The organism is Actinoplanes sp. NPDC019969, from assembly GCF_055562375.1.
The window spans coordinates 16,934-30,634 of record NZ_JBVHFK010000019.1 but is presented as its reverse complement, the minus strand read 5'-3'; the positions used below and the strand labels follow the sequence as shown (position 1 = coordinate 30,634).

The following is a 13,701-nucleotide window of genomic DNA, read 5'->3' as shown; positions in this document are numbered from 1 at the left end:
CCCGCCCCAATTCCACACGCCCCCCGATGTGTGGAGTTCGGCCGTCATGCGCACCGCAATTCCACACGCTCTCGGGGTGACGCTGTGAGATCGCTGGCAAGACGAGGGACGAGATGCCGGAAACCGGTCAGCGGCCTTGAACGATGCCACCCGCCCGGCGAGGATACGGACCGTCGACGACGACGGCGGAGGGCGACGGCATGGCTTCGACCCGGCAGGCGGCGACGCCCGCCCGTGCCACCGCCCACGGCATGCTCGGCCTCGCGCTGGCCGGCTACCTGCTCACCTCCTGGGCGTGGACGCTGCTCGGCCCGCTCGCGCCGCTGCTGCGGGACCGGCTCGGGCTGGACGCGATGGCCCAGGCTTTGGTGGTCGCGGTGCCGGTGGTGGCCGGGGCGCTGGCCCGGGTGCCGGCCGGGGCGCTCACCGACCGGATCGGCGGCCGCCGGGTGCAGCTGCTGGTCGTCGCCGCGACCGTGCTCGCGCTGGTGGAGCTGGCGGTGGCCGGGCACCGGTCGGTGCCGGGGCTGATGGCCGGGGCGGTGCTGCTGGGGGCGGCGGGCGCGATGTTCGCCGCGAGCGTGCCGTTCGTCGGTGGCTGGTTCCCGGCCGGGCGGCGCGGCCTGGCCCTCGGCGTGCTGGGGCTGGGCCTGTGCGGGGGCGCGCTCGGCGGGGCCGGCGCGGTCCGGCTCGCGACGGCGTACGGGCCGGCGGCGCCGTTCCTGGCGACAGCGGTGGTGGTCGGCGCGTACGGGATCGTCGCCCTCGTGGCGCTGCGCGACCCCTACCCCTCGGCGGGTGATCATAATCGGTCGCCTGTCGCTGTCCGGGCGGTGCTGCAGCTGCCGCTGACCCGATGGTCCACGACCTGGTACACGGTGTGCTTCGCCGCGTTCGTCACGTTCACGTCGTACCTGCCGGTGTACCTCGGCAACGCCTACGGGCTGACCCCGGAGCGGGCCGGCGACGTGATGGCCGCGTTCATGGTGGTCGCGGTGCTGATGCGGCCGGCCGGCGGCTGGCTCGCCGACCGGCTCTCCCCGGCCCGCCCGCTGGTCGCGGCCCTGGCCGTGCTGGCCGCCACCGTCGCGGTCCAGGCCCTCGGCCCGCCGCTGCCGGTGGTCCTGACGGTCACCCTGCCGCTGCTGGCGGTCAGTCTCGGGGTGGCCGGCACCGCCGTGCTGACCCAGATCGGCAAGGCCGCGCCGCCCGGCACGGCCGGCCTGATCACCGGGGTGGCGAGCGCGTCCGGCGGGCTGGCCGGCTTCCTGTCCCCCCTGCTGATGGCGTACGCCTGGCAGAACCTGGGCGGCTACCGCCCGGCGCTGGCTGTGCTGGCCGTCACGGCGGCCGCCGCAGCCGCGCATGCGATGATCCGGATCGGACGATCCACCAAGGAGTCCGGTGACGGGGCGGGGGCGGTATGACGATGGGCGCGGGTCTGCCCGGCGCCGCGCTGCTGCCGGTCAAGACGGCCCGGCCCCGCCTGGCCCGCGCCGGCGTGCTCCGGCAGCGCCTGTGCGACCTGCTCGACACCGCCATGGACACCCCGGTCACGCTGGTCACCGCGGGCGCCGGCTGGGGCAAGACCATGCTGGTCTCCGCCTGGGCGCAGAGCGCCCGGCCCACGGTCGCGTGGCTCAGCCTGGACCGGCACGACAACGACCCACGGATCTTCTGGGCGTACGTGGTGGCCGCCCTGCGCACCGCCGGCCTGCTGCCCGACGGCAACCCGCTCGGCACGGCCGCCGCCGTCCCGGCCGGGGAACGGGAGCGGGTCCGCTGGCTCGCCGACGGCCTGAGCCGCCTGCCGGACCGGTCGGTGCTGGTCGTCGACGACTTCCACGAGATCGACGACCCGCAGGTGCTGACCGAGATCAACGACCTGCTGCGCCATCCGCCGGCGCCGTTGCGGCTGCTGCTGATCAGCCGGTCCCGGCCGGCGCTCGCCCTGCACCGGCTGCGCGGCACCGGGCAGGTCACCGAGATCCGGGCCGCCGAGCTGGCGTTCACCGACGACGAGGCGGCCGGTCTGGTCCGCGGCCACGGGCTGGCGCTGGGCGCCGCCGATCTGAGCGCCCTGGTCCGCCGTACCGAGGGCTGGGCGGTCGGCCTGCACCTGGGCGCCGGGTTCCTGGCCGGGCACGACACCCGGTCGGTCGCCGACTTCGCCGGCGACGGCCGCGGCGTCGACGAGTATCTCACCGACGAGGTGCTGGCCGGGCGGACCCGGCGGCAGCGGCGTTTCCTGTTGCAGACCAGCATCTGTGAGCGGGTCTGCGCCGACCTGGCCAACTCGATCACCACCGGCCAGGACGCCCAGCGGATGCTGGAGGAGTTCGAGAACGACAACGACTTCGTGGTACGGCTGGGCGACCGGCCGCTCTGGTTCCGGTACCACCATCTGCTGCGTGACGCGCTCGGCCACCGGCTGCGGGTGGAGGCGCCCGCCGCGGTCGCCGAACTGCACCGCCGGGCGGCCCGCTGGCACGCCGCCAACGACCTGGTGATGGAGGCGCTCACGCACGCCGTGGCGGCGCGCGACTGGGCGTACATCGGGCGGCTGGTCACCGGCCAGGCGGCGCCGCTGGTGCTGTCGGCGCACCGGCCCGCGCTGGTCCGGATCCTGCGGCAGGTGCCGGCCGACCGGCTCGGCTCCACCGCCGAGCTGATGATCGCCGCCGCGGTGCTGCTGTTCCACGACGGCGACTACGAGGCCATCCCGGCACGCCTGGACCACGCCCGCCGGCTGTTGCGCCGCCGGCCCGTCGCCGAACGCCGGCCGGTCGAGATCATGCTGCTCACCCTGCAACTGGCCGCCGACCGGGCGATCGGCGACATGCCCGCCGTGCACGCCGGCTGCACCGAGATCCTGGCCCTGCTCGCGGCCGACGGCGGCGCCGCCGGGCCGGCCGTCACCCAGCAACGGGCGATCGCCCTCAACAACCGGGGCGTCGCCGGGCTGTGGGCAGGCGACGCCGAGAACACCGCCCGGGACCTGTGGGCGGCGTCGAGCGCCGCCCACGCCGCCGGCCTGGAACTCGCCGAGATCAACGCCACCGGGCATCTGGCCGTCCTGGAGGCCACCCGCGGGTCGGTCGCCGAGGCCGCCCGGCTCGCCGCGGGCGCCCGGTCCCGTGCCGAACAGGGCGGCTGGCGGCACACCGTCCAGGCGGTCGCCGCGTACGTCGCCCTGGTCCTGGTGCACGTGCAGCGCGGCGAGTTCGCCGACGCCGAGGAGACCCTGGACGCCGCGATCCGCGCGCACCGCAGCGAACCGGAGGCCGCCCAGCGCATCGTCCTGGCCGCCGCACAGGCCTGGCTGGCGGTGACCCGCGGCGAACCGGGGCGGGCCCGGATGTTCCTGGAGTCGGCCCATGCCGGGCGCAGCCCCCGGACCCGGGTGCCGTGGCTGGACCGCTGGCTCACCACCGTCGCGATCGAGGCGGACCTGGCCGCCGGCCGGCCCGGACCGGAGCCGTCCGCTCCCCCGGCCCCCGGCGACGACCTGGCGCACCGGGTCGTCCTGGCCCGCGCCGCCCTGGCCCAGAAGGATCTACGGGCCGCCGCGCTGCTGCTCGACCCGCGGCCGGTCGCCCTGCCGTACACCGCCGCGACGGTGGAGGCGGGCCTGCTCAGCGCCCTGATCGCGGACACCCGCGGGCACGCCGCGCAGGCGGTGGAGCTGCTCAGCGGAACCCTGCACCTGGCCGCGCGCGAGCAGATCCGCCGGCCGTTCCTGGTCCACGCCGGCAGCCGCCTCGACGACCTGCTGCACCGGCTGCCGCTGCTGCTGCCCGGCGAGGGGCACGGCGCCTTCCTGGAGGAGCTGCGTTCCGGGAGCCGCGGCGCCCGCCGGACACCGGCCGGCGAGGTGCTCAGCGAACGCGAGGCCGAGGTGCTGCGCTTCCTGCCGACCATGCTCAGCGCCGCCGAGATCGCCGCCGATCTCGGCATCTCGGTGAACACGGTCAAGGCGCACATGCGCGCGATCTACCGCAAGCTGGCGGTGTCACGCCGCAGCGAGGCCGTCAACCACGCCCGCGAGACCGGCCTGCTCTGATCGGCCTCAGGGCGGGTCCTGGGCGGAGCGGCGGGCGCGTTCCTCGTACACCTCCCGCGCCGCCGGATCCACCCGGTTGAGCAGCTGGCCCGCGTCGGACAGCCGGTCGAGCACCGCCGCCACCCGCCGTGGCAGCGCCTGGGTGACCTTCGTCGGGCCCTGCACCCACCGCGGCACCCACAGCTCCGGCTGCGGCTTGCGCAGCGCGGACTCGATCACCTGCGCCACCTCGTCCGGGCTGACCGTGGTGACGCCGCGGCCGGTGGGCACGCCCGCGGACAGTTCGGTGCGGACCACGGTCGGCAGGATGACGGTGACGTCGACGCCGGCGGGGGCGAGCTCGGCCCGCATCGCCTCGCTGAAGCCGACGACGGCGAACTTGGACGCCGAGTAGCTGGCCGCGTTCGGGACGGCGAGCCGGCCGACCGCCGAGGCGACGTTGACGATGTGGCCGCGGCCGCGGTCGACCATGCCGGGGGCGACCGCCTTCGTACCGTTGATCGCCCCGAAGACGTTGACCTCGAAGATCGTCCGGGTGAGCTGGTCGGGTTCCTTGAGCAGCGACCCGAGCGGCATGATCCCGGCGTTGTTGATCAGCGCGTCCCACGGCCCGAGCCGGCCGGTCTCGGTGAGGAAGTCGGCCCAGGAGGCGGGGTCGGTGACGTCGAGGCGGGCGGCGACGACCCGGTCGCCGAACGGCGCGGCGACGGTGGCGGCCAGATCGGCGTCGAGGTCTCCGATGGCGACCGAGGCGCCGAGCCGGGCCAGGCGTTCGGCGGTGGCCCGGCCGATGCCGCGCGCGCCGCCCGTGACGATCACGGCCATCCCGGCGATCTTACGAGTCATCGCCGTCTCCCGGGTTCACGAGGTCGCGTACCGCACGGCGGTTGATCTTGCCGACGCTGGTCAGCGGCACCGCGTCGAGGACCTTGATGTCGCGCGGGTACTTGTACTTCGCCAGCCGGGCCTTGGCGAACTCGATCAGCTCCGCGCTGTCCACCCGCTGCCCCGGCACGAGCTGCACCACCGCGACCACCTCCTCGCCGTGTTCGGTGTCGGGCCGGCCGACGCAGGCGGCGATCTGCACGGCGGGGTGTTCCAGCAGGGCGTCCTCGACGTCGCGCGGGTAGACGTTGAACCCGCCCCGGATGATCAGGTCCTTCATCCGGTCGACCACGTACAGGTAGCCGTCGTCGTCGAGGTGGCCGACGTCGCCGGTGTGCAGCCATCCGTCCCGGACGGTCCGGGCGGTCAGGTCCGGGTCGTTCCAGTAGCCGAGCATCACGTTCGGGCCGCGTACGCAGATCTCGCCGTCCTCCCCGGCCGGCAGCTCCTTGCCGGACAGGTCGACGATGGCCACCTCGGCGTGCGGCAACGGCTTGCCGACGCTGCCGGCCCGGTGCTCGGTGAGGGTCTCCGCGGAGATCACCGCGCTGCTCTCGGTGCAGCCGTAGCCCTGCAGCACGGTGACGCCGAACGCCTTCTCGGCGGCGGCCCGGATCGCCGGGGGCAGGGTCGCGCCGCCGGAGCCGAACGACCGCAGCGTCGACAGATCATGCTCGGCGTACGGCTGGGCGAGCAGCATCTGCAGCATGGTCGGCACGACCGGGCTGGTCTCCAGGCGGTGTTCGGCGACCAGCCGCAGCCAGCCCGCCGGGTCGAACCAGCGTTGCAGCACCGAGACGAGCCGCCGGTCCGAGTGCAGGCCGCTGATCACCACGATCAGGCCGTAGGCGTGCGACAGCGGCAGCGGCAGCAGCGACCGGGTGGTGTCGACGGTCCGGGCGGCCTGCTGCAGGCCGTGGCCGGACTCCCACAGGCCGCGGTGGCTGAGCATGACGCCCTTGGCCCGGCCGGTGGTGCCGCCGGTGTAGAGCAGGGCGGCCAGGTCGTCGTCGGCGCGCGGGACGATCCCGGCCGGTTCGGCGGCCTCCAGGTCGGCGTAGTTCCCGCCGATGACGAACGTGGCGATGTCCAGGTCATGGGAAGCGGCCCGGAACAGGCCGGCCAGCTCGGGGCTGATGATCGCCGCGGTGGCGCCGGAGTCGGTGAGGATGTGCCGCAGCTCCGGCTCGCTCTGCAGGAAGATCACCGGGGTGACCACGGCGCCGGCCCGCCAGATGGTCCGGTACGCGATGAACACCTCGGGCGTGTTCATCGTCATCACCACCACCCGGTCGCCGGGCCGGACCCCGTGCGCGCGCAGCCCCGCCCCGGCCCGCACGGACCGTTCGTGGATCTCGGTCGAGGTCAGCCAGGCGCCCTCGAAGAACAGCGACTCGTAGTCGCCGAGCCGCTCGTACGCCTGCTCGGCCAGGACCGCCAGGTGGAAGCTCATGCCGCCGCTCCCGTCGCGAGCCGGGCGACCTCGTCGAAGGCCGCGATGTCGTCGCCGAGCAGGAACCGGTCCACCTTGGCCCGCCGCCAGTACAGGTGCGCGTCGTGCTCCCAGGTGAACCCGACCCCGCCGTGCACCTGGATCACCGTCTCGGCAGCCAGTTCCAGGGTGGTCGCGGCGGCGGCCTTCGCGGCGGCGGCGGCCAGCGGCAGTTCCCCGGGGGCGTGGTCGGCGGCCCAGGCGGCCCACCAGACCAGCGACCGCAGTTCTTCCACGGCGACGTAGACGTCCACGAGCATGTGCTTGACGGCCTGGTAGGAGCCGATGGGCCGGCCGAACGCGTGCCGCTGTTTCGCGTACGCCACACCCATGTCGAGCAGGGCGGCGGCGGCACCGAGGCCTTCCGCGGCCAGGATGGTACGGCCGACCCGCTCGCCCCGTTCCCACAGCGCTGCCGCGTCGCGTACCAGAACCGTGGTCTGCCCCAGGACGACGTCGCCGAGCCCGCGGGTCGCGTCGATCGGCTCCCGCACGGTGACCTCGCCCGGCCCGCAGACCAGCGCGCCGTCCCGCAACGCCAGGAAGGTGGTCGCCCCGGCGGCGTCGAGGACCGGCCCGTCGTCGTCGACAACCGCCACGGCGAGGCTGCCGTCGGCGATCCCGGCCAGCCGTTCGGTGTCCCCGTCGAGCAGCACCGCCGCCCGCGCGAAGGTGACCAGCGACGGCCCGGCCAGGACCCGCCCGGCCTGCTCGGCGACCACGGCGAGGTGCAGGACGCTGCCGCCGTTGTCCGGCCAGGTGATCGTGGCGAAACCGCTCTTGAGCAGCTCCTCCCGGCCGGGCCGGACCGGGCCGCCGCCGTCGAGGGCGTCCCGGGCCGCCGCCGGGGACGCGGCGGCGGACAGGAGGTCACGGGCCGCAGCCGCGAGATCGAGGTGTTCGGTGTCCAGGTCGAAGTTCATCGGATGCTCTCCCGGAAGGTGACGCCCTTGTCCGCTCGGGGTTCGGCGGGCAGCCCGAGGACCCGCTCGCCGATGATGTTGCGCAGCACCTGGTCGCTGCCGCCGGCGATGGCCATCCCGGGCAGCACGGCCTGGGCGTTCGGCCAGATGCCGCCGCCGGTGCGGGCGTCGCCGCCGAGCACCCGGACGGCCAGGTCGGTCAGGTCGCGGGCGGATCGCGTACCGCTCAGCTTGCCCGCCGACGCCTCCGGGCCGGGCAGCTCGCCGCGGCTGAGCTTGGACAGCTGCCGGTAGCCGGTGTAGCGGGCGCCGAGCGCGGCCACGTACGCCCGCCCGAGCTGCTGGCGGGCCAGCGCCTGCCGGTCCGTGGGCAGCGCGCCGAGGTGGTCCGCGACGTGCCGGGCCACCGCCTCGGGTTTCGGGCCGATGCCGGTGCCGCCGCCGCCGAGCGACAGCCGCTCGCTCATCAGCGTGGTCAGCGCGACCCGCCAGCCGTCGCCGGGGTCGCCGAGCCGTTCGCTGTCCGGGATCGCCACGTCGTCGAAGAACACCTCGTTGAAGTGGGCCTCGCCGTTCATCTGCCGCAACGGCCGTACGGTGACGCCTGGCGCCTTCAGGTCGACGACGAACATGGTCAGACCGCGATGCTTGGGGACATCGGGATCGGTACGGGTGAGCAGGATCCCGTAATCGGCCAGATGCGCGAGGGTCGTCCACACCTTCTGCCCACTGATCCGCCACCCGCCGTCGCCGTCGCGGACCGCCCGGGTCCGCAGCGCGGCCAGGTCGCTGCCGGCCTCCGGCTCGCTGAACAGCTGGCACCACAGGTCGTCCGCGCGCAGCAGCCGTTTCAGGTACCGGCTCTTCTGGTCCTCGCTGCCGTGCATGATCACGGTCGGCCCGCACATCCCGATGCCGATCAGGTTGATCAGCGCGGGCAGCCCGAGCCGGGCCGTCTCCTGGTCGACGATCGCCTGCTGCATGAGGGTGCCGCCGCGCCCGCCCGCCGCCTCCGGCCAGGCCACCCCGACGAAGCCGGCCTCGTACAGGGTGGCCTGCCAGCCCCGCGGATCGTCCGGGTCGGGTCGTCGCTGTTCGAGGAACGCGCGGACCCGGGCCCGCCAGGCCGCCTCGTCGGGGGTGTCGTCGAAATCCACACTGATCCCTTCTGGTCGCCGGAAGCTGAGGGTGGCTGTCCGGACGGTGCCGGGACAGCCGGGCTCACCGGATGCCGAGCCGCCGCAGCAGCCGCAACTGTCGATTGCCGAGGTTCACGAACGACTCCGCCGGACGGCCCGGCGGTGGGCCCAGCGGCCCCATCCGGGACACCGCCACCGTCTGCGCGTCGGTGAACCGGCGGATGCCCTCCGCGCCGTGCCGCCGGCCCAGCCCGCTCTCCCCGCGGCCACCCATCGGCGCCTCCACCGTGCCGATCGCCAGCCCGGCCCCGTCGTTGATGTTGACCGCCCCGGCCCGGATCCGGCGCGCCATCGCCTCGGCCGCGACGGTGTCCCGGCTGAAGATCCCGGCGGACAGCCCCTGCCGGCCCCGGTTGGCGGCGGCGATCGCGGCGTCGTCGCCGGTGACCCGGTGCAGCGCCAGGACCGGCCCGAACGTCTCGCCCAGGCACAGGTCCATGTCGTCGGTGACGTCGGCGAGAACGGTGGGCTGGTAGGCGTACGGGCTGATGTCGGGGCGGGCCCGGCCACCGGCCAGCACCGTCGCGCCCTTGGCGACCGCGTCGGCGACGTGCGCGCTGACCTTGTCGAGCTGGGCGCGGGTGGCGAGCGGGCCGACGTCGTAGCCGTAGCCGAGACCCTGGCCGAGCCGCTGCGCGCTGGTGGCGGCCAGCAGCGCGGCGGTGAACGCGTCGTACACGGACGCGTCCACGATCACCCGCTCGATGTGGATGCACATCTGGCCGCTGTTGGCGAACGCCGCCTCGACGGTGCCACGGGCGGCCAGGTCCAGGTCCGCGTCGGCCCGGATGATCAGCGGGTTCTTGCCGCCGAGTTCCAGGGAGACGCCGATCAGGCGGCGGGCGGCACGTTCGGCGACGACCCGGCCGGTGGCGGTGGAGCCGGTGAAGCACAGGTGGTCGGCGACATCGACGACGGCGGAGCCGATGGCCGGCCCGTCCCCGGTGACGACCTGCCACACGTGCTCCGGCAGGCCCGCTTCGGCCATCAGGGCGCGGGCCCACAGCACGGTCAGCGGCGTCTGGCCGTCCGCCTTGCCGACGACGGCGTTGCCGGCCAGCAGCGCCGGGATCAGGTCGCCGACGCCGAGGTAGAGCGGGTAGTTCCAGGGGGCGATGATCCCGACGAGACCCTTGGGGATACGCAGTTCGCGCGCCCGGGTGAGCACCGGGACGGCCGGGCGCACGGTGCGGTCGGCCAGATAGGAGCCGCCGTGCCGGGCGTAGTGCCGGGCCACCGTGCCCAGCAGCAGCACCTCCTGCCAGGCGTGCAGGCGGGCCTTGCCGGTCTCCCACTGGATCAGGTCGAGCACCTCGTCCTGGCGGCCGACGAGAAGATCATGGAAGCGGAGTACGACCTCCGCGCGCGCGGAGTAGGACAGTCCGGCCCAGTGTTCCTGCGCGGTCCGGGCCCGGTCGGCGGCCACCTCGACGTCCTCGACGGTGCACACCGGCACGGCAACGGCGGGAAGGGCGTCGTACGGCGCCATCGCGGTCTGCATGGTCCTGCCGCCGGAGGCGGGCACCGCGACCCAGCGGCGCAGCGAGGCGAGCCGGGCGTCGGTCAGCCAGGCGGGCCGATGGGCGCTGACCGGTCCGTTGTCCACGGCCGACCCCTCTCAGTTCCGGACCAGGACGATGGGCTGGCCGTCCTTCGGGAACGGCAGCGAGTGCTGGTCCATCGGCGGCACGTAGCCGGGGTCGACGTCCCAGTGGTGGCCGCGCAGCAGCCGGTGCATGATCGCCTTCACCTCCAGGCCCGCGAAGTGCAGGCCGATGCACTTGTGCACGCCGCCGCCGAACGGCTCCCACGCGAACCGGTGCGAACGGTCCTCGCGGCGGCCGGGCGCGAACCGCTCCGGGTCGAAGACCATCGGGTTCGTCCAGTACTCCTCCATCAGCTGGGTGAACTGGATGCCGACCGAGCAGAACGTGTCCGCCGGGATCCGCACGCCCTCGACCACGGTGTCCTTGACCGTGTAGCGGACCAGCACCGGCACCGGCGCGCGCAGCCGCAGCGCCTCCCGCATCACCAGGTCCAGCGAGGTGAGGGACTCCAGACCGGCCCGGTCCGGCGCGGGACCGAGCGCCCGCGACTCCGCCCGGCAGCGGTCCTGCCACTCCGGATGCTGGCCCAGGTACTGCAGGATCGCGGTGGTGGTGATCGTGGACGTGTCGTGCGCCGCCATCATCAGGAAGATCATGTGGTTGATCACGTCGTCGTCGGAGAACCTGGCGCCGTCCTCGGTCTCGATGTGGCACAGCACCGAGAAGATGTCGTCGCCGGTGGTGGCCCGCTTGGCCGGCAGGTAGTGCCGCAGGAACCTCTCCAGGACCTGCCGGGCCCGGTACGCGCGGCCCCACCGGGTGAACGGCACGTCCGCCCGGATCATCCCGCCGGCCGCCTGCACGCACGCGATGAACGCCCGGTTGACCCGGGCCATCTCGGCCGCGCTGGTCTCCCCCGCCCCGCCCATGAACAGGTCGGCGGCGATGTCCAGGGTGAGCTGCTTGAGATGCCGGTACGCCGGGAACCGCTGACCCGTCTCCCAGCCCGCGACACCCCGCTCGATCGCCGGGTGCAGCCGCCGGGTGTACCCGTCCAGGCGCTGCGGGGTGAACGCCTCCTGCATGATCCGCCGGTGCCCGTGGTGATCCTCGAGATCGAGCAGCATCAGGCCGCGCGTGAAGAACGGGCCGACCAGCTCCGACCAGGCGGGACCGTTGGCGAACGCCTTGTCCCGGTTCTGCAGCGCCGCGCCGCAGGCGTCCGGGCCGAGCAGCATCACCGTGGTCCGGCCGATCATGTACGACGGGGCGACCGGGCCGTAGTGCTCCCACTGCCGCCGGTAGTAGGCGACCGGATCCTTCTGATAGACGAACAGGTTGCCGACCCAGGGCAGGCCACGATCCTCGCGGCGCAGGCCGGGCAGTGATCTCGGGTTCCGCGTCTCAGCCGTCATGGGCTCACCTCGCGCTGGCGTCCTCGTACCGGCCAGCCTGAATCTGGAAGAGAGCCCTGTCAATGTTTCCGGACTGTTGTGGCATGGTTGCGGACATGGCGGTCTACCGTGGCGTCAGCGCCGTCGACCGGGTGGCCCGGCGCCGCGCCCGGCTGCTCGCCGCCGCCCTCACCGTCTGGGCCGACCCGCGGACCCGCACCACGATGACCGCCGTCTGCGCCGAGGCCGGGCTCAGCGAGCGGTACCTCTACGAGAGCTTCACCGGCCTCGACGAGCTGCTCGAAGCGGTGATGGACGGGATCGCGGCCGAGATCGAGGAGTGCAGCCGGGCCGCCGCCGAGGCCGCCGGCGCCGACCCGGCCGACCGGGTCCGGGCGGCGGTGCGGGCGTTCATGGAGCTGCTGGTCGCCGACCCGCGCAAGGGGCGGGTCGCGATCGTGGAGTCGGTGGGCGTGCCCGCGTTACGCCAGCGCCGGACCGCCCTGCTGCGGCATCTCGCCCATCAGTCGGCGCTGGAGTCCCGCAAGGTCCTCGGTGATCCCGGGCGCAGCGCCGCGCAGGACGAGATCGGCGGGATGCTGTTCATCGGCGGCATGGCCGAGCTGATCACCGCCTGGCTGGACGGCGCCCTGGAGGCGTCCACCGACGAGATCGTCGAGGCCGCCTCCCGGGCTCTCCTGGGCATCTACCGCTGACCCCGACGGCGTGTGACTTTCGGGCGCGCATGACGGCCGAACTCAACACACCCAGCGGCGTGTGGAATCGGGGCGCGTATGACGGCCGAACTCAACACACCCGACGGCGTGTGGATTACGGGCGCACATGACGGCCGAACTCAACACACCCAGCGGCGTGTGGATTACGGGCGCACATGACGGCCGAACTCAACACGCTGGAATCAGGCCTGGCGGGACGCCAGCTGCACGATCGTGACGTCGGACGGGGCGCCGACCCGGACCGGCGGCCCCCACGCGCCCGCGCCACGGCTGACGTACAGCTGCGTGTCGCCGTACTGCTCCAACCCGGCCAGCGTCGGGTTCGCCGCGTCGGCGATCATGGTGGCCGGCCACATCTGACCGCCGTGGGTGTGGCCGGACAGTTGCAGGTCCACGCCGTAGCGGACCGCCTCGTCGATGAGCACCGGCTGATGGGCCAGCAGCACCGACGCCCGCGCCGGATCCCGGTCGCCGAGCGCCTTGCCGAAGTCCGGCCCCGCCCCCGAGTCCTCCCCGGCGACGTCGTTGACCCCGGCCAGGTCGAACCCGGGCATCGCGGTCCGCGCGTTCTCCAGCGGCTGCCAGCCCAGCTCGCGCACCTTGTCGATCCACTCGTCGGCGCCGGAGAAGTACTCGTGGTTGCCGGTGACGAAGAACGTTCCGTGCCGCGATCGCAGCCCCCGCAACGGCTCCACCGACCCGGCGAGCTCGTCGACGTCGCCGTCGACCAGGTCACCGACGACGGCGATCAGGTCCGGCTGGGTGGCGTTGATGGTGTCGGTGACCCGCTGCGCGAACCCGCGCCCGAGCACCGCGCTGAGATGGACGTCGCTGACCACGGCGATCCGGAACCCGTGCGCGCTGCGCGGCAGCTTCGCCAGCGGCACGGTGATCCGCTTGACGCCGGGGCCGTTGAGCACGCTCCAGGTGCCGAGCCCGACGGTTCCGGCGGCGGCCACGACGGCGCCCGCGCCGACCACCCGGGAGACGAATATGCGGCGGTTGATCTGCGGCGGCCCGGTCACGGTCTCCGGTTCGGCGTCAGATGTACGGGTGTCACCCGCCGCCCCGACGAGCACCGGCGCGGCGTCCCGGCTGTGCAGCCAGCGGGTCAGCAGTGGCCGTACCAGCTCCCCCGCAAGCACCGCGAGCAGCAGATACAGGAAGATCGCCAGCCACATGTACCCCGGCCAGGCGAGGATGCTCTTGACCACCAGCGGGACCGGCAGCGACTCGCCGGCCATCGCCGCCACCGCCAGGATGGGCGCGGCGGTGAACAGCACCGTCCCGGCTCGCCGCCACCGGCTTCCCGGCGTGGTGGTCGCCGCGACCAGGCGCCGCCACAGGTACCAATGCAGCGCGCCGAACACGCCGACGACGGCAACCGCCGCCAGCACAGCTAAAACGATCATGAATTGGTGCGTCCTCCGGCTCGACCGAACGGCTCGGTCGACGGCGAAA

The 13,701-nt window shown here is 73.8% G+C and carries 10 protein-coding genes; 3 read left to right on the top strand and 7 right to left on the bottom strand.

The features are described 5' to 3' along the window. The first annotated feature begins 200 nt into the window (after window positions 1-200). Both ACZ3II_RS39335 and ACZ3II_RS39330 read left to right on the top strand, forming a co-directional pair. On the top strand, window positions 201-1,427 hold the full coding sequence (locus ACZ3II_RS39335; RefSeq protein ID WP_465525160.1) for an MFS transporter: 1,227 nt from the start codon (window positions 201-203) through the stop codon (window positions 1,425-1,427). Then, window positions 1,424-4,063, top strand: a complete 2,640-nt coding sequence (locus ACZ3II_RS39330; RefSeq protein WP_465525158.1) for a winged helix-turn-helix domain-containing protein — start codon at window positions 1,424-1,426, stop codon at window positions 4,061-4,063. The genes ACZ3II_RS39335 and ACZ3II_RS39330 overlap by 4 nt, the downstream gene beginning before the upstream one ends. A 6-nt stretch (window positions 4,064-4,069) precedes the next feature. Here ACZ3II_RS39330 and ACZ3II_RS39325 read toward each other — a convergent pair whose 3' ends face one another. The 6 genes from ACZ3II_RS39325 to ACZ3II_RS39300 all read right to left on the bottom strand — a co-directional run bounded on the left by ACZ3II_RS39325 (window position 4,070) and on the right by ACZ3II_RS39300 (window position 11,524). Next, window positions 4,070-4,909: an SDR family oxidoreductase gene (locus ACZ3II_RS39325; RefSeq protein WP_465525156.1), complete on the bottom strand. Its 840-nt coding sequence runs from the start codon at window positions 4,907-4,909 to the stop codon at window positions 4,070-4,072. Next, on the bottom strand, window positions 4,899-6,401 hold the full coding sequence (locus ACZ3II_RS39320; RefSeq protein WP_465525154.1) for a class I adenylate-forming enzyme family protein: 1,503 nt from the start codon (window positions 6,399-6,401) through the stop codon (window positions 4,899-4,901). Before ACZ3II_RS39320 ends, ACZ3II_RS39325 begins: the two co-directional genes overlap by 11 nt. Next, window positions 6,398-7,363, bottom strand: a complete 966-nt coding sequence (locus tag ACZ3II_RS39315; protein WP_465525152.1) for an acyl-CoA dehydrogenase family protein — start codon at window positions 7,361-7,363, stop codon at window positions 6,398-6,400. The genes ACZ3II_RS39320 and ACZ3II_RS39315 overlap by 4 nt, the downstream gene beginning before the upstream one ends. Then, window positions 7,360-8,520, bottom strand: a complete 1,161-nt coding sequence (locus tag ACZ3II_RS39310; protein ID WP_465525150.1) for an acyl-CoA dehydrogenase family protein — start codon at window positions 8,518-8,520, stop codon at window positions 7,360-7,362. Before ACZ3II_RS39310 ends, ACZ3II_RS39315 begins: the two co-directional genes overlap by 4 nt. A 64-nt stretch (window positions 8,521-8,584) precedes the next feature. After that, window positions 8,585-10,168 carry a succinic semialdehyde dehydrogenase gene (locus tag ACZ3II_RS39305; protein ID WP_465525148.1) on the bottom strand — a complete coding sequence of 528 codons (1,584 nt, stop codon included), beginning with the start codon at window positions 10,166-10,168 and terminating at the stop codon, window positions 8,585-8,587. A 12-nt stretch (window positions 10,169-10,180) separates the two neighbouring features. After that, window positions 10,181-11,524: a cytochrome P450 gene (locus ACZ3II_RS39300; protein WP_465525146.1), complete on the bottom strand. Its 1,344-nt coding sequence runs from the start codon at window positions 11,522-11,524 to the stop codon at window positions 10,181-10,183. A gap of 95 nt (window positions 11,525-11,619) precedes the next feature. On the opposite strand from ACZ3II_RS39300, the gene ACZ3II_RS39295 reads away from it, so the two are divergent. After that, window positions 11,620-12,219: a TetR/AcrR family transcriptional regulator gene (locus tag ACZ3II_RS39295; RefSeq protein WP_465525144.1), complete on the top strand. Its 600-nt coding sequence runs from the start codon at window positions 11,620-11,622 to the stop codon at window positions 12,217-12,219. A gap of 203 nt (window positions 12,220-12,422) precedes the next feature. Here the strand turns inward: ACZ3II_RS39295 and ACZ3II_RS39290 are convergent, their stop codons facing one another. Beyond that, complete coding sequence (locus ACZ3II_RS39290) at window positions 12,423-13,652, bottom strand: metallophosphoesterase (RefSeq protein ID WP_465525142.1); 1,230 nt, start codon at window positions 13,650-13,652, stop codon at window positions 12,423-12,425. Window positions 13,653-13,701 lie beyond the last annotated feature (49 nt).

Excerpts from the sequence above, each read along its gene's own strand:
- ACZ3II_RS39335 (WP_465525160.1), top strand. The coding sequence starts at position 201 with ATGGCTTCGACCCGGCAGGCGGCGACGCCCGCCCGTGCCACCGCCCAC.
- ACZ3II_RS39330 (WP_465525158.1), top strand. The coding sequence starts at position 1,424 with ATGACGATGGGCGCGGGTCTGCCCGGCGCCGCGCTGCTGCCGGTCAAG.
- ACZ3II_RS39325 (WP_465525156.1), bottom strand. The coding sequence starts at position 4,909 with ATGACTCGTAAGATCGCCGGGATGGCCGTGATCGTCACGGGCGGCGCG.
- ACZ3II_RS39320 (WP_465525154.1), bottom strand. The coding sequence starts at position 6,401 with ATGAGCTTCCACCTGGCGGTCCTGGCCGAGCAGGCGTACGAGCGGCTC.
- ACZ3II_RS39315 (WP_465525152.1), bottom strand. The coding sequence starts at position 7,363 with ATGAACTTCGACCTGGACACCGAACACCTCGATCTCGCGGCTGCGGCC.
- ACZ3II_RS39300 (WP_465525146.1), bottom strand. The coding sequence starts at position 11,524 with ATGACGGCTGAGACGCGGAACCCGAGATCACTGCCCGGCCTGCGCCGC.
- ACZ3II_RS39295 (WP_465525144.1), top strand. The coding sequence starts at position 11,620 with ATGGCGGTCTACCGTGGCGTCAGCGCCGTCGACCGGGTGGCCCGGCGC.
- ACZ3II_RS39290 (WP_465525142.1), bottom strand. The coding sequence starts at position 13,652 with ATGATCGTTTTAGCTGTGCTGGCGGCGGTTGCCGTCGTCGGCGTGTTC.